Consider the following 17,117-nt stretch of genomic DNA (forward strand, 5'->3'; position numbering starts at 1 on the left):
AGAAATCGGGGATCTACTACTTCGGGGGTGAAGTGTTGTGAACGCTGCGATCACGCATACCGTCCGCGTGACGGTGCGCGTCCACGCAGGTAATTTTCGGAAAGAGGCGGATCTGTCCTTACCGGTGACCGGCAGCTTGGGCGAGATGATTGAGGATATCGGCTATCTGGTCGACGCGCCCCAGCTGTCCAAGCCGTGGCGGGCGAGCACCGCGGGCGGGCGCGGGCTGGACATGGCCCAGCCGCTGTCGGACACACGGGTCAAAGACGGCGCGGTCATCATCCTCAACCCGCAGGAGGACACCCCGGCGCCGGTTATCCGCGACTCGGCGGAAGCGCTCGTGGCAGCCGGCCGCCCGGCGGAGCTTCACGGGCTGGCCGCGGTCTGGGCGGGTATTGGGCTGGTCGCCGTCGCCGCCCTGCTGGCGGGCGTGCTGCCCGCCAGCGCCGCGGTCGCCATCGCACTAGCCCTTGGCACCGCGCTGGTTATCTACCAGCCCGCGCCCCATCCCTTAGTCCCGGCGTTGGTTTTCGCCGGGGCGCTGGCCGGCTGGTGGGCCGTCGCCCCGCCGGGTGGGGCCCTCCCGCCCGCGTGGCAAGCGGCTAACCAACAGCTGGACGGGCCCGCGCTGGTTGTGCACAGCGCCCTGTCCTGGGTGGTGCCCGCCGCGCTTGGTGATGCCGCCTGGGCGCTGCTGGCAGCGTTGTCCTGCGGGCTGGCCATGGTCCTGGTCTTCCACGTGACCGCCGTGGCCAGCCCCAAGTGCACGGCCGCCACGCTCACCCTGGGCGGGCTGGGGTTGGTGGCGGCCGGTGGCGTGGCCATGCCGGGCGAGGCGCCCTTCGTCGCCGCCGGCGCCGCGGTGCTGCTTACGGTGGTCTGCCTCATCGCCGCCGCCCCGGGCGTGGTCACGCGGGCGGCGGGCCTGTCGGTGCCGCAGCTGCCGACCGCGGGCCAGGACTTGTCGGTCTCCGACGGGCACCAGCCGGACGTGGACGCCCGCGCCCAGCGCGCCCAGGAACTCTACGCCGGGGTCTGCCTGGGCGCCGGACTGGCCGCACTGCCCGCGCTGGCGGCGCTGGCGCTGACCGGCACGGGCATTACCCCGGTCTACGAGGGGCCCTTCGGCACGCAGCTTAACGGGTCCGGCTTCGCCCAGGCGCTGTGCCTGTGCGTCGGCGGGGCGCTTATCATGCACGCGGTGCGGCACGGGCAGGCCAGCGCCGCGTGGTGCCTGTCCCTGCTGGCGGCCGCTAGCCTGCTGACCGCGTGCCTCATCCCGGTTGTGGCCAGCGCGCCGGCCAGCGACGGTGACCCGCACCTGGCGATGTTCATCGTCGCCGGCATCGCCGCGGCGGGCGCGCTGAGCACCCCGCTGTGGGCGGCGAAGGTGCCCACGGCGGAACCGACCACCATCGTGTGGTGGGAGCGCGCTGAGGCGCTTGCGATCGCCACCTGCCTGCCCCTGGCCGCGCACCTTATCGGGCTCTTCGCCCTGCTGCGGGGTCTGGGATGACACAGCGCGGGGGAAAAGCGACGAGGAGCGCGGCTATGCTCCTCGCCGGCGGGCTTGTCGCGGGCGGGGCTGCCGTAGCCGCCGCGGCGGAACCGGACACTGCCTGCGCGGTGGCGGTGCCCACCGAGGAGGTCCCCGCCCCGACCGCCGAACAGGCCGACTACCGCTCCCGCCTGCACGCCCAAGCCACCGGGGACGGGGTGACCGTGGCAGTCATCGATACCGGCGTCCACCCGCACCCGCAGCTGGGCCAACTGGACCCGGGTCCCGACTTCGTCGATCGGGAGGAACCGAACCCGCTCGAGGACTGCGACGCCCACGGGACCGTGGTCGCCGGGGTCATCGCCGCCGCCGATACCGGTGTCGCCCCCGGTGCCCGGGTGCTGGCCATCCGGCAGACTTCGGCGCACTACCACGCCGCCGGCGGGGACGGCGGCCAGGAGGACTCTGCCGCCGGCAACCTGGACACCCTGGCCGAAGCGATCGAGGCGGCCGTCGCGGAGGAGGCCGACGTAGTCAACATCTCGGTGGTCTCCTGCTTGCCCGCCGGCACCAATGTGGATACGGGAAGGCTCGACGCCGCCTTAGAGCGCGCCGAGGCCGCCGGGACCGTGGTGGTCGCCGCCGCCGGCAACGCCGGCGAGTCCTGCGAGCCAGGCCATACCGTCTACCCGGCCCACGCCGCCACCGTCGTCTCCGTGGGCGCGCTGGCTGACCCGCAGGTCCGCGCGGACTACTCCATCCCCCAACCAGACTCTGGGCTGGCACTGTCCGCGCCGGGCTCGGTGCCACTGGGCCTCGCCCCCGGAGGGCAGGGCTGGGCCCGCGCGGTCGTGGCGGCCGATGGGACCGGCCCGCAGCGCGAGTTCACGGGCACCAGCTTCGCCGCGCCGACCGTCACCGGCACCGCGGCACTGCTGCGGCAAATCCACCCGGACGCCAGTGCGGCGGAGATCCGCGCGCTGCTGGCGCAGACGGCCGAGCCCGCCCACGGCGGCGTGGATCCTTTGGCGGCTGTGAGCGCGCGCCCGGCTGATTACGCCGTTGACGGACGGGCGCTGGCCGTGGCCGCGGGCGATAACTCGGTGCGCCCGGCCACCCGGCGGGCCCAGCTGGTGTTGCTCGGCCTGGCCGGCACCGCGTTAGTCGCGGCCCTGGGGTGGGCCACTCTCCGGCGCGGGCGCGCTCAGTAGCTGGCCTTGAGCGCTTCCTCCCGGCTGAGTTGGCTGCCGCCCGGCAGCAGCCGGAGGATCTGCCAGGGTACTTCTCCCCCGGCGCCCGTGCCCAGGGCCTCCAGCGTGGCCGCGTCCTCCACGGAGTGCCGCAGGCCGTGCGCGGTGACCAGGTGGAAGCCGTGCTCGGAGCTTAGCCCCAGCCCGCCCTGGGGCAGGCCGCTGAAGCGGTCGGCCACAGCCGAGCCGGACAGCTCGATGGTCCCCTCCTGCGGCGGCGCGGCGGCCCCACGGCCGGCGGCCGTCGCGCACAGCCAGCCGTGGGCCGGGTCGATGAACTCGGGCGCTGCCTCGGGCAGGTGGAAGGCCTCCTGCGCCGCCGGGGCATCCGGCAGGGCGGCCACCTCCTCGTGGCTCAAGCGCTGCAGATCCGCTCCGGCGTCGACCAGGGCGTCGGCCTGCGGCTCGGTCAGCGCGAAGACTCCCTCGTCCGTCCGGGCCCACAGCCCCTGGTCCCCGGTGCCGGTATCGATGACGGCCGGGAGCGGGTCCGGGAATTCGACGGCAGGCAGCACCCGGAACGTGTTGAGCAACTCCGCGGGCAGCTCCCAGCGGAAGGTATCCGCATCCACGCCCAGGGCGCGCCGTATGATCCGGCCCTCCGTCGTCTCCGCCGGCGGGATTTCGCGCCGACCATTCGCGTCCACCAGCCAGTCCGTGTCCTCCGTTTCCACCCACGCGGCCTGCCCGTCGAGGAGGGTGTGTCCCTGGTTGGCGGTGACCACGATGTCCCCGGCGCTGAATTCGCGGGCAGCGTCGATGGTGATGACGAAACCGGGGGTCTGGGCCGCGTCCGCGCCGGCGAAGCAGGCCAACCACTCCACCGCGTGTTCGGTGCCGGAGGCAGCAATAAAGCCAGGCGCGTCCGCAATACCCAGCGGCACGCCCAGCTGCGCGTCGTCCAGGTGCCGGGTACCGATGCGGGCCGGTTCCGCCGGCTCGCCGGCGATGATGCGGGCCGAAGCCAGGTTCGCCACCGGGTGGTAGGTGCCGTCGACGAGCACGAAGAGCTGCTTGTCCGCGGACTCCACGATGGGCGCCTCGCCGGGGTTGGGCTCCGGCTGCAACCAGGCCAGCAGGGCCGAGCCTATGCCCACCAGCACCACGGCGATAAGTCCAAAGACAAGCGCGCGCCGGCGAGTGGACAGCGGATCATGAATCATGCGGATATCCCCCATGACCAGGCCGTGCTCTACCCGCCTGCGCAGGAACTTGTGGCCGGATACTTGTGCTTTCGTCGTGGGCACTGGACGTGCCATAAATGTTCCCCCCTGGATAGCCAGCGACACCCCATCGCTGCTGTAGAAACCGTACCGTCGGCAGGTGCAAAACTCTGCCGCTGCCAGTCAGGGTAGTCGGGCTTAGCCCAGCTCGCTACCGCTGCGCTTGGCCCGGGTGGCCTCCGCCCGCGCGGAGAGCTCTTCCGGGGCCGGGTAGTCCACGCCCACTAGGCTAAGCCCCTTGGCCGGGGCGACCGGGATCTGGGAGGAGCGTTGACTCTCCGCAAGCATCGCCGTCGCGAAGTCGGTGTCACGGCGCCCCTGCCCCACCGCCAGGCAGCAGCCCACCAGGGAGCGCACCATCGACCAGCAAAACGCGTCAGCGACCACGTGCGCCTGGTACAGATTCGGCTCGGTGGCCGTCGAGACATCCTCCCAGGTAAAGCTCTCCAGCTCGCGTATGGTGGTGGCATGCGGCTTGGCCTTACAAAAGGCCGCGAAGTCGTGGAGGCCCACCAGGAGGTTGGCGGCCTGTTGCATCGCGTCGATATCCACCGGCTTCGGCCAGACCGCGGTATCCGCCCGGCGCATGGGTAGCGCCCCGGCCGGAGACGTGGTCACCCGGTAGAGGTAGTGCCGCCGCAGGGCCGAAAAGCGCGCGTCGAAGCCAGCGGGAGCGAAGGCCACGTCGTGGACCCGGATATCGTCCGGCAGGAGCTTGGCCAGGCGGCGGACTAGCTTGCCCGGATCCCCGTCGATGGAGCGTTGCTGCAGCGACTCCTCCGGGATATCGAAGTGCGCGACCTGACCGGCCGCGTGCACGCCGGCGTCGGTGCGCCCGGCGACGGTCAGCTCGACTGGGTGGCGCAGGATCATCGTCAGTTTGTCCTCGATGACCGCCTGTACCGTACGCAGCTCGCTGCCCTGCTGCGGTTTCTGCCGGGCCCACCCGTGGAAGCCAGTGCCGTCGTAGGCCACGTCCAGGCGCACGCGCCGCACGCTGACGGTGGGCGCGGAGTTGGCCGTTTCCTCCGGGGTGGCCTGGCGGGGATGCTCAGCAGAGTTCATAGGACCACATGCTACCGCCACGCCGGGCCGGAAAAAATTTTTGGACCCGATTTCTTGGCACCTAGCGGGCATTATGTGGGATAGCTGAATGTGTGGGAATTGCATTAACAGCACCTTTACAGACTGACCTGCCACAATAATTGTCAGGCGCCAAGGGAAGGCGATAATTTCCACTTTCCTTGGTGTGGATTTGAGAGATGGTCCTTGCGCCCCGCAGGGCGGCTGTTGACAGCCAAAGCGGGGCGGACTTCGCAGAGGCGGCTTGAACGGCCGCGGAGGAGTATTCCTTTTCAAGCAGTGGCTTGGGGAACCTTAGAGAGACAGAGACAGCGAACCGCCGGTAGCCTTCGGGCCGCCGGCGGTTCGTTGTTGTACCGGCCGTCGTACCGTTCAGCGCGGTGCTATCCCGCACTGAGCGATATCCCGCACAGGAAGCGGGCGCCACGGCAGAAAGAAACCGCCCGGCCTCCCCGCGGGCGCGGAGTGGACGGGCGGTTTACTGAGTAAGAAGGACTTACTTGTCCTCAGCCTCGGTCTCAGCCTCAGCAGAAGCCTCCTCGGCCGGAGCCTCGGTGGTCTCCTCAGCCGGAGCTTCCTCAGCGGTCTCCTCGGCCTTTTCAGCCTCAGCCTGCTTGGAGGCGGCTGCGCGGGTGGCGCGGTTAGCCTCGACGGAGACGGTCTCCTCAGTCACCAGGGAGATCTGGGACATCGGAGCGTTGTCGCCGGCGCGGTTGTCCAGCTTGATGGTGCGGGTGTAGCCGCCGTCGCGGTTAGCGAACTTCGGGGCCAGCTCATCAAACAGGTAAGCAACAACATCCTTGTGCGGGATGAGCTTCAGAACCTGGCGGCGGTCGGCAACGGAGCCGGACTTGGCCTTGGTGATGATCTTCTCGGCGTAAGGACGAAGCATCTTCGCCTTCGCATCGGTGGTCTTGATAGCGCCGTGCTCGAACAGGCTGACTGCCAGGTTGCTCAGCAGGTGAGCTTGCTGGGCAGCGGAGCCGCCGAGACGGGCACCCTTCTTCGGGGTAGGCATTATGTACTCCTCGTTAGCGTTTTAAATGAGCGCTGCAGCCGGCTGCGCCGGCGCACTAGCTTCTTTACTCGGAATCGTCTGCAGCCGGATCCTTAAAGTCACCGGTTTCAGCGTCGTAACCTTCCAGCTGGGTGGGGTCGAAGTCTTCCGGAGTGTCCTTCAGAGCCAGACCCAGGTTAGCCAGCTTGATCTTTACCTCATTGATCGACTTCTGACCGAAGTTGCGGATATCCAGCAGATCGGACTCGGTGCACTCGGCGAGCTCACCGACGGTGTGGATTTCCTGGCGCTTCAGGCAGTTGTAGGAGCGAACGGAGAAGTTCAAGTCCTCAATCGGCTTGCTGTAGGCAGCGATGAACTCCGTCTCCTGCGGGGACGGGCCGATCTCGATGCCCTCGGCGGCCGTGTTGAGTTCGCGGGCCAAGCCGAACAGCTCAACCAGGGTGCCACCGGCGGAAGCCAGGGCGTCGCGCGCGGTGATGGAGTTCTTGGTCTCCACGTCGATGATTAGCTTGTCAAAGTCGGTGCGCTGCTCAACACGAGTTGCCTCGACCTTGTACGAAACCTTGAGGACCGGGGAGTAGATCTGGTCGACCGGGATGCGGCCGATTTCCCCAGACGTAGCGGCGGCCGGCACGTAGCCGCGGCCGCGCTCTACGACGAGCTCCATGTCCAGCTTCGCGGTGTCATTCAGGCTGGCGATGTGCAGATCCGGGTTGTGGATCTCCACGCCGGCCGGCGGCTGAATGTCGCCCGCGGTGACCTCGCCCGGGCCTTCCTTGCTCAGGTACATAACGACCGGCTCCTCGGAGTCGGACGACAGCACTAGGCCCTTGATGTTCAGGATGATCTCGGAAACGTCTTCCTTGACCCCGTTGATGGTGGTGAACTCGTGGAGAACGCCATCAATCTTGACGGAGGTCACGGCCGCGCCCGGGATGGACGACAGCAAGGTGCGACGCAGGGAGTTGCCGAGGGTGTAACCGAAGCCCGGCTCGAGCGGTTCGATGACGAACTTGGAACGAGACGAGTCGATGAATTCCTCGGAGAGCTGAGGACGCTGGGAAATGAGCATTGAAATTCTCCTTTTCGACGCCCGCTATATGACGTCGGTAGAGGGATAAAGAGGACTTTTCGAAGTTTACTTCGAGTAAAGCTCGACGATGAGCTGCTCCTGCAGCGGGATGTCGATCTGTGCGCGCTCGGGCAGCTGGTGCACGAGGATGCGCAGGGTCTCCGGAACGACCTGCAGCCATGCCGGAACGTTGGCGTCGGCCAGGCGGTCCTGGGCCTCTTCGAACCATTCCATCTTCTGGGAACGCTCGCGGACATCGATGATGTCGTACTGCGTCACGCGGAAGGACGGAACGTTGATGTTCTTACCGTTGACGGTGAAGTGGCCGTGGGAGACCAGCTGACGGGCCTGGCGACGGGTGCGAGCCAGACCAGCGCGGTAGACCACGTTGTCCAGGCGGGACTCCAGGAGGATGACTAGGTTGTCACCGGTCTTGCCCGGCAGACGATTGGCCTCTGCGTAGTAGCGACGGAACTGACGCTCCAGGACACCATAGGTGTACTTTGCCTTCTGCTTTTCCTGCAGCTGCAGCAAGTACTCGGATTCCTTGATGCGGTTGCGGCCAGCCTGTCCCGGGGGGTACGGGCGGCGCTCAAACGCCATATCGCCGCCGACTAGGTCGACGCGGAGACGGCGGGATACACGGGTAGCGGGGCCGGTATAACGAGCCATAGTTTAGTTACCTCTTCCTTCCCTTAAACGCGACGACGCTTCGGCGGACGGCAGCCGTTGTGCGGCTGCGGAGTCACATCCGAGATCGAGGACACCTCCAGGCCGGCGGCCTGGAGCGAACGGATTGCGGTTTCGCGGCCCGAGCCCGGGCCCTTAACGAAAACGTCAACCTTCTTCATCCCGTGCTCCATCGCCTTGCGGGCGGCGGACTCTGCAGCCATCTGGGCTGCGAACGGGGTGGACTTACGGGAACCCTTGAAGCCGACGTGGCCGGAGGATGCCCAGGAAATCACAGCACCGGTCTGATCGGTGATCGAGACGATGGTGTTGTTGAAGGTGGACTTGATGTACGCGTGGCCCTGGGCCACATTCTTCTTTACGACGCGACGGCCGGAACGGCGGGCGCCGGAACGAGTCTTTGGAGGCATGAATTACTTCTTCTTTCCTGCGATCGTCTTCTTCGGACCCTTACGAGTACGAGCATTGGTCTTGGTGCGCTGACCACGAACCGGCAGGCCACGGCGGTGGCGCAGGCCCTGGTAGCAGCCAATTTCAATCTTGCGGCGGATGTCAGCCTGTACCTGGCGGCGCAGATCGCCTTCTACCTTGTACTCAGCCTCGATCGCGTCACGCAGTGCCGACAGCTGGTCATCATCCAGGTTGTCGGTACGCAGGTCGGGAGAGATGCCGGTCTTTTCCAGCAGTGCCTTGGCACGGGTGTGCCCGATGCCATAGATGTAGGTGAGAGCGATCTCCATGCGCTTATTGCGCGGGAGATCAACACCAGCTAGACGTGCCATGTGGCTTGTCCTTTCGGGTTTTTACGGTGGTTTTCTCCCTACCCGTCCCCTACCATTTCGCGCGCTGCCCGGACCGTACCGGTGCCAGCGCGAAATTGTGGTGGGGCTCAAGCCACCGTGGCCTGAGGTGGAAAAAGGCGACCGGCCTTGCGGCCGCCCCTGGGTAAGGAGGCTTACTGTCTTTACTTGTAGCGGTAGACGATGCGTCCGCGGGTAAGGTCGTAAGGAGACAGCTCAACAACTACCCGGTCCTCAGGGAGGATGCGGATGTAGTGTTGACGCATTTTGCCCGAAATGTGGGCAAGAACCTTGTGTCCGTTGTCTAGCTCGACACGAAACATTGCATTCGGCAAGGGCTCGATGATGCGGCCCTCGACCTCAATTGCGCCTTCCTTAGCCATAACCTCAACTTTTCTAGCCGCTGGCGACTAACCAAAGCGACTGCATGTATTTGTCTACTACCTGGCGTTTAACGTGCGGGAAGTTCCGCACACATACACCAAACTAAGAGCATACGCGTTAACGACACGAATTCCAAACCCGTGCCACTATCCTTGTGCAGGAACCCAGACGGCAAGCGCCCGCAAAAAGGCCCGCCCCGCGCGATAAGAGGCGGTGCGGGGCGGGCCGGGGAAGTTTTAGATGTCGAAGCTTCGCTTAGTAGATGAAAACCTTGTCACCAATCTGCAGGTCGTTGAAGTAACGGATAGCAGCCTGGTCCGGCAGACGGACGCAACCGGCGGAGTCGTAGGCCGGGTCGCCCAGGTGGAAGGCGTGGCCGCTGTTGGTGAAGTAGATGGCGTAAGGCATCGGAGCGTTGTTGAACTCGTAGGAGATCTCGTCCTTAATCTTACGGTTGACGTGGAAGGTGCCACGCGGGGTCTCCTGGCCCGGCTTGCCCGGGGCCATGGACGGGGCGATGTAGGTGACATCACCGTTCTTCTGCAGCCAGGTGCGGCGGCCGTCTAGGTCGACGCAGACGGCGGCGTCGGCCGGGCACGGGCCGCGGTTGAAGGCGTTGCGCTGGCGCTCCTGCTCCGCCTTACGGGCAGCGGCCTCGGCGGCAGCCTTCTCGCGGGCGGCCTGCTCAGCCTGGGCGCGGGCAGCGGCGTCGCGCGCGGCCTTAGCCTCGGCCTGCTTCTGGGCCACCAGGCCCGGGAACAAAGCGTTCAGGACGTTGTCGACGACCGGGCGCAGAGCGTTGGTGGCCTGCGGGTTGAGCTTGTTGACCTCGTCAAGCATCTGATTGCGGGTGTTCCAGGCCTGCTCGCGAGCCCCGCCGAAGAACTTGTCAGCCTCGTCCTGCACCTGCTTGGACAGCTGGTCGAAGTTCGGCAGTTCGGAGCTACCCTGGTTCAGCTGAACCTGGGAGGACAAACGGGTCGGGTCCGGCATTTGCTGGGCGCGGGCGTTCGGTACGCCACCAATCAGGGTGACGGCCATGGCCACCGTGGCGGCCAGCGCGAGGGCGGCGCGACGGAAAGCCAGGGGGACGGCATTGAAGCGGAATTTCGACATGCTGGAAATTATAGACCTCTGTCCGAGGAATTTCCCAGCCGGGCGTGAACGTTACCAAATCGTAGCCGCGCACGGGCTTTCCCGCCCGGCGCCGCCGCGCGCTGCCCGGTGCTCTCGGAAGCCTGGCCCTAGTAAGGCCGGGCTACTTATTGTAGCGCGGCGTCAGGATGCGCGGGCCGTCGGCGGTGGCGGCGACGGTGTGCTCCCAGTGGGAGGCCAGCGAGCCGTCCTCGGTAATGACGGTCCAGTCGTCGTCCAGAACCACGGAGTCTTCGGTGCCCAGCGTCAGCATGGGCTCGATGGCCAGCACGGAGCCTTCCTGGATATAGGGCCCGCGGCCCGGGCGGCCCTCGTTGGCCAGGTAGGGCTCCTCGTGCATGGTGCGGCCGATGCCGTGGCCGCCGTAGCCGTCGACAATGAACAGCTCGACACCGAACTTTTCCTCGGCGGCCCAGGTGGCTAGCTCGAGCGCGTGGGAGACGTCGGTCAGTCGGTTGCCCGGCACCATGGCTTGAAGCCCCTCGGACAGGACCCAGGCGGTGGCATCGTTCAGCTTGGCAGCCTCCGCGCTGACCTCGCCGACGGGGAAGGTCCAGGCGCTGTCACCCACCCAGCCGTCGAGGGTGGCCCCGCAGTCGATGGAGACCAAGTCACCCTCGGCCAAGACCGTCTCGATATCGGGGATGCCGTGGACGATGACGTCGTTGACGGAGGCGCAGATGGAGCCCGGGAAGCCCTCGTAGCCCTTAAAGGTGGGCTGAGCCCCGGCGCCGCGGATGAGTTCTTCCGCGACGGCGTCGAGCTCGAGGGTAGATACGCCAGGCGCCGCAGCCAAGCGCACGGCCTGCAGGGCGCGGCCGACGATTTCGCCGGCCGCCTGCATGGCGTCGAGTTCGCCCGGGGTGCGGGCGGGGATGCGTTTGCTACGGCGCGAGAAGATGGAAATGGCTCCTAACCTACTTCCCCAGTGCTTCCATGGCGCGGGAGTTGATCTCTTCGATCTCGCCCTCGGCCTTGATCGAGATGATGGCGTCGCCGTAGTGCTGGATAAGCGGGAAAGTCTCATCGCGGTAGACGCCCAAGCGGGTGCGGATAGTGTCCTCGGTGTCATCCGCGCGGCCGCGGGCCAGCATGCGCTCGACCACGACGTCCTCGGAAACCTCGAAGTTCAGCACGCCGTCCAGCTCCAGGCCCTTGTCGGCCAGCAGCTTGGTCAGGATGTCGGCCTGCGCCACGGTGCGCGGGAAGCCGTCCAGCAGGAATCCCTTGGCGGCGTCGTCCTGCTCGAGGCGGTCTTTGACCATGCGGGCGGTGACGTCAGTCGGCACGAGCTGGCCAGCGTCCATGTAGGACTTGGCTTCCTTGCCCAGCTCGGTGCCCTCGCCGATGTTGGCGCGGAAGAGGTCACCGGTGGAGATGTGTGGGATGCCCAGCTTTTCGCTCAAGATAGCGGCCTGCGTGCCTTTGCCGGCACCGGGAGGTCCAAGGAGTACGTAACGCATTATTTCAACAGTCCTTCGTAGTTCGATTGCAGAAGCTGGGACTCAATCTGCTTGACGGTAGTCAAGGCAACAGAGACCATAATCAAGATCGCGGTACCACCGAAGGCGGTCATGCCGCCGCCCTGGGAGTTCCCCACGCCGAAGTCCAGCAGGATATTCGGCAGGATAGCAATGATACCCAGGTAGGCAGCGCCCACGAACAGCAGGCGGTTCATCACGTAGCCCAGGTACTCGGCCGTCGGGCGGCCGGGGCGGATGCCCGGAATGAAGCCACCGTACTTCTTCATATTATCCGCTTGCTCCGCTGGATCGTACTGAACCGATACGTAGAAGTAGGCGAAGAAGATGGTCAGCACGAAGTAGAGCACGATGTACTGCCAGGACGCCGGGCTCTGCAGCCAGGAGATGACGTTGCGCTGCCACCAGTTGTCCGGGGTGACCGCGTTGTTGGAGTTAACGATCTGGGTGATAAGCACCGGCATGTAGATCAGCGAGGAAGCGAAGATCACCGGGATTACGCCGGCCTGGTTGACCTTCAGAGGCAGATAGGTGGAGGAACCACCGTACTGGCGACGGCCCACCATGCGCTTGGCGTACTGGACCGGGATGCGGCGCTGGCCCTGCTCAATGAAGGTGATGCCGATAACCAGGACGATGACGCCGGCGACGATCATGGCGAAGACCAGGCCGCCGTTGTTCTGCAGGATGTTCATGCCGTCGGTAGGCAGACGGGTCGCGATACCTGCGAAGATCATCAGGGACATGCCGTTGCCGATACCCTTTTCGGTAATCAGCTCGCCCATCCACATCACGAGCACGGCGCCGGAGGTCATCACCAGCACCAGCACCACCAGGTCGAAGATGTTGCGGTCCGGAACCAGGACCTCCACGCCTTGGCCTAGCAGCTGCTGACGGTCTGCCAGGGCGACGATGCCGGAGGACTGCAGCAGCGCCAGCGCCACGGTGAGGTAGCGCGTGTACTGTGTCATCTTGGTCTGCCCAGACTGGCCTTCCTTCTTCAGCTGCTCGAAGTGCGGGATGACCACGGTTAGCAGCTGCACGATGATGGAGGCCGTAATGTACGGCATGATGCCGATGGCGAAAATCGACAGCTGCAACAGCGCGCCACCCGAGAACAGGTTGATGACGGAGTACAGGTTGCCGGATTCTTCCGTCAGGTCGCGCAGACGACCCGCGATGGCGCCGTAGTCGACGCCCGGGGACGGGATCTGCGCGCCGATGCGGTACGCGATGATCATCACGATCGTAAAGATGATCTTCTTGCGCAGATCGGCGTCCTTAAATGCCTGGACAATGGCGGACACTACACAATCCTCCTGGCCTACCGAGGGCGTCCGCAGAAAAATACCGCCCGCGTCTCGCGCGTGCCGGTGCCCTTCTACTGCCTCGAGGTGGATACTCATTTGACCCGCTGGGCACGGCCCGGCCGCCGTCCGCGACGCGCGCGGTGAAGGCGGCCTGGTGAGCCCTCCGGGTGGGATGAACAGTTTTGACCCCATTACCCTACCAGCCGCAAAAGCATTGCCCCAATAGCAACGGCCTAAAAGCGATTAGGTTCGCCTTAACCGGGCAGCTGGCGCTGCGCGAGGTAGCGCAAGATGGCCTTGACCCGCCGGTTTTCTTGCGCCGGGTCCAGGCGCAGTTTCAGGAAGATATTGCTCACATGTTTCCCCACCGCCGCCGTCGATAGGAACAGCTTGTTTTCAATCTCCCGGTTGGACAGCCCGCATGACATCAGCTCTAGTACCTCCCGCTCCCGCGGGGTGAGCTCACCGATGCCGCTGCGCGCCGAGTTCATCAGCGCCTGCGCCACCGTCGGGTCGATGACCACGCCGCCGGCGGCCACGGTGTCCAGGGACTTAAGGAAGTCTGCCACTTCTGATACCCGGTCTTTGAGCAGGTAGCCGGTCCCGCCGTCAGTGTTATCGAAAAGCTCCACGGCATAGGCCGGGGCCACGTACTGGCTCAAGACCACGACCGCCAGGCCTGGAAACTCCTGCCGCAGGCTCACCGCGGTTCGCAGGCCGTCGTCGGCCATGCGCGGCGGCATCCGTACGTCAGTGATTAAGACCTCGGGGAGCTGGCCGGCGGCGGCCAGCTCGCGCACCAGGCCGACCAGCTGGTCGGCGTCGCTGGCCTGTCCGACGACGCGGTGGCCGCGGCGCTCCAGTAGCCCGGCCACGCCTTCGCGCAGCAGCGCGGAATCATCCGCGATAACAATCCGCATTATCCGATCCCCGTTTCTCCTCGTTCCAACAGCAACGGAATGACCGCCGCCACCCGCGTGGGCCCGCCCGCCGGCGAGGTCAGCTCCAGCCTGCCGCCGAAAGCCGCCAGCCGCTCGCGCATCCCGGCCAGGCCGCGGCCGCGGGCCAGCTCGGCCCCGCCCGGCCCCTCGTCCACCACGGTGATGCGCAGGTTGGCGTCGGCGGTGACCAGGACGCTGACCGCCGCGCCCGGGGCGTGCTTGGCGGCATTGGTCATAGCCTCGGTGGCGAAGAAATAGGCGGCCGCCAAAATGCTGGGTTGCAGCTCCGGCAGGGGGTGCGGGGCGCGGACGGCGACGTGCGGACCCAGCCCCACCGCGGCATCGTCAAGCGCGGCCACCAGCCCGCGGTCCGTGAGCACCTGCGGCTGGATGCCACGGACGGTCCCGCGCAGGCTGCCCAGCCCGTTATCGATGTCTTCCTTGGCCGCGCGCACCAGCTCTGCCTCGATGCCGTCCAGGTCCAGCAGGGCCTCGCCCAGCTTGATGGAAGCCGCCACGAGGTACTGCTGGGTGCCGTCGTGCAGGTCCCGCTCGATGCGCTGGCGCTCGATTTCATAGGCGTCCGCGATCGCCCGGCGGGCGCGGGTAAGCTCGGCCAAGCGCTGGGCTTGCGCCCGCTCCTGCACGCGCTCGGTGGCGGCCGGGTTGACGGCCGCGCGCGGGTTATGCTTCCACGGGAGTTTCACACTGACAGACTTTAACGCCTGCGCTTTCGGTGGGGGTAGGGCCAGCCCTACCCAGAAATCTAGGACCACCCCGCTTCTGCGCCGGCGTTTTCCTACGTTGAATAGGTAGACATGACCACCACATTGAAACTCAACGACGTCACCAAGAATTTTGGCGGCACCGATGTCCTCTCCGGCATCACACTGAATCTTTCCCCGGGTGAAACCGCCGCCATCATGGGCCCGTCCGGCTCCGGCAAGTCCACCCTCCTGCACTGCATGTCCGGGGTCCTGCTGCCCAGCACCGGCCGGGTCCACTTCGGAACGACCGACCTGACCGAACTCAACGACGGCGACCGCTCGCACCTGCGCCTTAGCTCCTTCGGCTTCGTCTTCCAGGACGGGCAGCTCCTGCCGGAGCTGACCGCCGCGGAGAACATCGCGCTGCCGGCTACCTTGACCGGCACCTCCCGCCGGAAGGCCCGGCGCCGCGCCGTCCACCTGCTGGATCAGCTGAGCCTGGGCGAGTTCGCCGACCGCCGCCCCGGGCAGATGTCCGGCGGGCAGGCCCAACGCGTGGCCATCGCCCGCGCGCTGGCCACCGAGCCCGCGGTCATCTTCGCCGACGAGCCGACCGGGGCGCTCGACCAGGCCACCGGGCACGACGTCATGCAGATGCTGACTACGCTGGTGCGCCAGCAAGGCTCTACCCTGGTGCTGGTCACCCACGACGCGCAGGTGGCCGACTGGCTGGACCGGCGCATCGAGCTGCGCGACGGCATCATCCACGACGACCGCCGGTTGGGGGTGGCACGATGAGCACTCCCACCGCGTCCCCGACCGCCCGCCCCTTTAGGCCCGCGCCGGCGCGCGCCCCCATCGGCGGCCTGACCCTGCAGCTGTTTCGGGCCTCCGTGTCCTCCCGTACCGGCACCGGCACCCTGACACTGCTCTCGCTCGGCTCGCTAACCGTGGGCGCGACGATTGCTTTCCTCGTCGCCGGCGGGACGTACATGTTCTACCGCCGGGGCGAGGACGCTGACCTCCAGGCCAGCTTGGATACCTCCCAGCCGGGCATGGACGCCCACACCTGGACGGTCTTGGCACTAACTGCCTGCGCGTTCCTCGTTCCTGCCCTGTTTAGCCTCATCTCCCAGGCCGCAGTGACCAGCGCTGCCGGGCGGGAGCGGCGGCTGGCCGCGCTGCGACTGGTGGGACTCAGCGCCCGCGACATCACCCGCATGACGGTCCTGGAGACGGGCATCAACGCACTGCTCGGCACGGTTCTCGGGGCGTTTATCAGCGCGCTACTGGCCCCCGCCTTTTCCAGCCTGACCTTTATGGGGATTCCCATCTCCCCGTCCGAGCTCTACCTGCCGTGGTGGGGCTACCTGGCCGTCGGTTCCGCTCTCATCGTCCTGGCGTTGGCCGCCGCCCTGGCCGGCATGCAGCGGGTCGCGGTGAGCCCGCTAGGGGTAGCCCGCCGCCAGCTGCCCCGCGCCCTGCGGTGGTGGCGCGCCGTGGCTTTCCTGGTGCTCGCCGTCGGCCTGTTGGTGGGAGTTAATCAGTTCGACTTCTTTGCCAGCCTGTCGGCTATGCTCGCCGTCGCCGTTTTCCTGCTCCTGCTCATCGGAACTCTAAACCTCATCGCCCCGCTCTTCCTCCAGGTCAGCGCCTGGGCTGCCGGCGCCCTGGGGTCTACCGCCAACTTCATCGCCTCCCGCCGGGTGGCCACCGGGGCCCGGGCGGCCTGGCGGCGGGTCTCTCCGAGCGCGCTCTTCGGCTTCTTGGCCGGGTACATGGTCGTCTCCCCCTTCGGTGACGACGATCTGAGCCAGTCGCTGCGGGAAACCCCGGAGACCTCCATCATTTTCCACGACGTTTTCACCGGGATCATCCTGACCATTTCCTTCGGCTTCTGCATCATGGCAATGTCCATCCTGCAGGGCCAGGCGCACGAGGTCTTCGCCAACGCTGACCTGACCCGCAGCCTCCGGCTGATGGGGCTGCGCCCGGGCTTTCTCACCCGCGTGGCCGCCTACGAGATCTTCGCTCCCCTCATCACCGTCAGCCTGCTCGGTTTCGCTTGGGGCGCGGTAATCGGCCTGGTGATGGCCTACAAAGCCGGGGATCTAGAAATCGCCCCGCGCCTGGCCAACGCCGGGCTCCTTCTGGGCGCGGGCTGGCTCGTCGTGGCCGTGGCGTTCATCGCCGTTATTCCCCTGCGGAATCGGGTAGCCCACAACGCATTCCGCAAAAACGACTAGGCTGGCAGGACAGACAACCGTTAGCCGTTAAAGGAAGGAATTCTATCTATGGCTACCACTAAGCTTCACCCCACCCGCCGCCTGGCGGCCGTCGCCCTGACCGCGCTGCTCGCCGTGGGCGGCGCCACCGCCTGCGACGACTCCTCCCGCAGCGAGAACGAACACGACGTCTCCTCCACCGAGCCGTCCGCGCCGGCCTCCGGAGACTCCAAGTAACCTATCGCGCCGTTCACCTGGCGCTTGCCTCCACAGAGCG

Annotated in this window: 19 protein-coding genes; 5 read left to right on the forward strand and 14 right to left on the reverse strand. The window is 66.4% G+C overall.

Translation table 11 applies throughout. The annotated features are described in order from the left end of the window. Nucleotides 1-37: 37 nt before the first annotated feature. A complete protein-coding gene (eccD, locus tag QQS52_RS02475) occupies nucleotides 38-1,516 on the forward strand; it encodes a type VII secretion integral membrane protein EccD (RefSeq protein WP_472772432.1) in 1,479 nt (492 codons plus the stop codon). A gap of 35 nt (nucleotides 1,517-1,551) precedes the next feature. Then, complete coding sequence (locus QQS52_RS02480; RefSeq protein ID WP_472772433.1) at nucleotides 1,552-2,709, forward strand: S8 family serine peptidase; 1,158 nt, start codon at nucleotides 1,552-1,554, stop codon at nucleotides 2,707-2,709. Here QQS52_RS02480 and eccB read toward each other — a convergent pair. From eccB to QQS52_RS02550, 14 genes are all read right to left on the reverse strand, one after another. Further along, on the reverse strand, nucleotides 2,703-4,007 hold the full coding sequence (eccB, locus tag QQS52_RS02485) for a type VII secretion protein EccB (RefSeq protein WP_472772434.1): 1,305 nt from the start codon (nucleotides 4,005-4,007) through the stop codon (nucleotides 2,703-2,705). The two genes, QQS52_RS02480 and eccB, sit on opposite strands and share 7 nt — an antisense overlap. Nucleotides 4,008-4,109: 102 nt before the next feature. Beyond that, nucleotides 4,110-5,036: a tRNA pseudouridine(38-40) synthase TruA gene (gene truA / locus QQS52_RS02490; protein WP_472772435.1), complete on the reverse strand. Its 927-nt coding sequence runs from the start codon at nucleotides 5,034-5,036 to the stop codon at nucleotides 4,110-4,112. A gap of 514 nt (nucleotides 5,037-5,550) precedes the next feature. Further along, nucleotides 5,551-6,072, reverse strand: a complete 522-nt coding sequence (rplQ, locus tag QQS52_RS02495; RefSeq protein WP_472772436.1) for a 50S ribosomal protein L17 — start codon at nucleotides 6,070-6,072, stop codon at nucleotides 5,551-5,553. A gap of 64 nt (nucleotides 6,073-6,136) precedes the next feature. Beyond that, nucleotides 6,137-7,147, reverse strand: coding sequence for a DNA-directed RNA polymerase subunit alpha (locus QQS52_RS02500; protein ID WP_070768227.1), 1,011 nt, complete (start codon nucleotides 7,145-7,147; stop codon nucleotides 6,137-6,139). A gap of 66 nt (nucleotides 7,148-7,213) precedes the next feature. Beyond that, a complete protein-coding gene (rpsD, locus tag QQS52_RS02505) occupies nucleotides 7,214-7,819 on the reverse strand; it encodes a 30S ribosomal protein S4 (protein WP_070768226.1) in 606 nt (201 codons plus the stop codon). A gap of 23 nt (nucleotides 7,820-7,842) precedes the next feature. Continuing rightward, nucleotides 7,843-8,247, reverse strand: a complete 405-nt coding sequence (rpsK, locus tag QQS52_RS02510; protein ID WP_070768225.1) for a 30S ribosomal protein S11 — start codon at nucleotides 8,245-8,247, stop codon at nucleotides 7,843-7,845. 3 nt (nucleotides 8,248-8,250) lie between these two features. After that, nucleotides 8,251-8,619: a 30S ribosomal protein S13 gene (gene rpsM / locus QQS52_RS02515; protein WP_296202787.1), complete on the reverse strand. Its 369-nt coding sequence runs from the start codon at nucleotides 8,617-8,619 to the stop codon at nucleotides 8,251-8,253. A 182-nt stretch (nucleotides 8,620-8,801) separates the two neighbouring features. Then, nucleotides 8,802-9,020, reverse strand: a complete 219-nt coding sequence (infA, locus tag QQS52_RS02520; RefSeq protein WP_004566852.1) for a translation initiation factor IF-1 — start codon at nucleotides 9,018-9,020, stop codon at nucleotides 8,802-8,804. A 256-nt stretch (nucleotides 9,021-9,276) separates the two neighbouring features. Beyond that, entirely contained in the window at nucleotides 9,277-10,137 is an 861-nt protein-coding gene (locus tag QQS52_RS02525) for a L,D-transpeptidase (RefSeq protein WP_472772437.1), read from the reverse strand. Between the two features lie 142 nt (nucleotides 10,138-10,279). After that, complete coding sequence (map, locus tag QQS52_RS02530; RefSeq protein WP_472772545.1) at nucleotides 10,280-11,077, reverse strand: type I methionyl aminopeptidase; 798 nt, start codon at nucleotides 11,075-11,077, stop codon at nucleotides 10,280-10,282. 16 nt (nucleotides 11,078-11,093) lie between these two features. Further along, nucleotides 11,094-11,639, reverse strand: a complete 546-nt coding sequence (locus tag QQS52_RS02535; protein WP_472772438.1) for an adenylate kinase — start codon at nucleotides 11,637-11,639, stop codon at nucleotides 11,094-11,096. Next, the gene (gene secY, locus QQS52_RS02540) at nucleotides 11,639-12,964 is read right to left on the reverse strand and encodes a preprotein translocase subunit SecY (protein ID WP_472772439.1); all 1,326 of its coding nucleotides are present in this window, start codon (nucleotides 12,962-12,964) and stop codon (nucleotides 11,639-11,641) included. Before secY ends, QQS52_RS02535 begins: the two co-directional genes overlap by 1 nt. A 257-nt stretch (nucleotides 12,965-13,221) precedes the next feature. After that, complete coding sequence (locus QQS52_RS02545) at nucleotides 13,222-13,887, reverse strand: response regulator (RefSeq protein WP_472772440.1); 666 nt, start codon at nucleotides 13,885-13,887, stop codon at nucleotides 13,222-13,224. Next, nucleotides 13,887-14,555 carry a sensor histidine kinase gene (locus QQS52_RS02550; protein WP_472772546.1) on the reverse strand — a complete coding sequence of 223 codons (669 nt, stop codon included), beginning with the start codon at nucleotides 14,553-14,555 and terminating at the stop codon, nucleotides 13,887-13,889. The genes QQS52_RS02545 and QQS52_RS02550 overlap by 1 nt, the downstream gene beginning before the upstream one ends. A 171-nt stretch (nucleotides 14,556-14,726) precedes the next feature. Here QQS52_RS02550 and QQS52_RS02555 point away from each other — a divergent pair, with 171 nt between their 5' ends. Genes QQS52_RS02555 through QQS52_RS02565 form a run of 3 tightly spaced genes read left to right on the forward strand, consistent with a single transcriptional unit; the run spans nucleotide 14,727 to nucleotide 17,077 of the window. Then, entirely contained in the window at nucleotides 14,727-15,413 is a 687-nt protein-coding gene (locus QQS52_RS02555) for an ABC transporter ATP-binding protein (protein WP_472772441.1), read from the forward strand. After that, on the forward strand, nucleotides 15,410-16,861 hold the full coding sequence (locus QQS52_RS02560) for an FtsX-like permease family protein (protein ID WP_472772442.1): 1,452 nt from the start codon (nucleotides 15,410-15,412) through the stop codon (nucleotides 16,859-16,861). The genes QQS52_RS02555 and QQS52_RS02560 overlap by 4 nt, the downstream gene beginning before the upstream one ends. 48 nt (nucleotides 16,862-16,909) lie before the next feature. Further along, a complete protein-coding gene (locus QQS52_RS02565) occupies nucleotides 16,910-17,077 on the forward strand; it encodes a hypothetical protein (RefSeq protein ID WP_296202732.1) in 168 nt (55 codons plus the stop codon). The last annotated feature ends 40 nt before the right edge of the window (nucleotides 17,078-17,117 follow it).

This window comes from Corynebacterium sp. 1103A (assembly GCF_055700955.1).

Excerpts from the sequence above, each read along its gene's own strand:
- QQS52_RS02560 (WP_472772442.1), top strand. The coding sequence starts at position 15,410 with ATGAGCACTCCCACCGCGTCCCCGACCGCCCGCCCCTTTAGGCCCGCG.
- QQS52_RS02565 (WP_296202732.1), top strand. The coding sequence starts at position 16,910 with ATGGCTACCACTAAGCTTCACCCCACCCGCCGCCTGGCGGCCGTCGCC.
- rpsM (WP_296202787.1), bottom strand. The coding sequence starts at position 8,619 with ATGGCACGTCTAGCTGGTGTTGATCTCCCGCGCAATAAGCGCATGGAG.
- rpsK (WP_070768225.1), bottom strand. The coding sequence starts at position 8,247 with ATGCCTCCAAAGACTCGTTCCGGCGCCCGCCGTTCCGGCCGTCGCGTC.
- rpsD (WP_070768226.1), bottom strand. The coding sequence starts at position 7,819 with ATGGCTCGTTATACCGGCCCCGCTACCCGTGTATCCCGCCGTCTCCGC.
- eccB (WP_472772434.1), bottom strand. The coding sequence starts at position 4,007 with ATGGCACGTCCAGTGCCCACGACGAAAGCACAAGTATCCGGCCACAAG.
- QQS52_RS02525 (WP_472772437.1), bottom strand. The coding sequence starts at position 10,137 with ATGTCGAAATTCCGCTTCAATGCCGTCCCCCTGGCTTTCCGTCGCGCC.
- QQS52_RS02545 (WP_472772440.1), bottom strand. The coding sequence starts at position 13,887 with ATGCGGATTGTTATCGCGGATGATTCCGCGCTGCTGCGCGAAGGCGTG.
- QQS52_RS02535 (WP_472772438.1), bottom strand. The coding sequence starts at position 11,639 with ATGCGTTACGTACTCCTTGGACCTCCCGGTGCCGGCAAAGGCACGCAG.
- QQS52_RS02500 (WP_070768227.1), bottom strand. The coding sequence starts at position 7,147 with ATGCTCATTTCCCAGCGTCCTCAGCTCTCCGAGGAATTCATCGACTCG.
- rplQ (WP_472772436.1), bottom strand. The coding sequence starts at position 6,072 with ATGCCTACCCCGAAGAAGGGTGCCCGTCTCGGCGGCTCCGCTGCCCAG.
- QQS52_RS02555 (WP_472772441.1), top strand. The coding sequence starts at position 14,727 with ATGACCACCACATTGAAACTCAACGACGTCACCAAGAATTTTGGCGGC.
- truA (WP_472772435.1), bottom strand. The coding sequence starts at position 5,036 with ATGAACTCTGCTGAGCATCCCCGCCAGGCCACCCCGGAGGAAACGGCC.
- infA (WP_004566852.1), bottom strand. The coding sequence starts at position 9,020 with ATGGCTAAGGAAGGCGCAATTGAGGTCGAGGGCCGCATCATCGAGCCC.
- QQS52_RS02480 (WP_472772433.1), top strand. The coding sequence starts at position 1,552 with ATGCTCCTCGCCGGCGGGCTTGTCGCGGGCGGGGCTGCCGTAGCCGCC.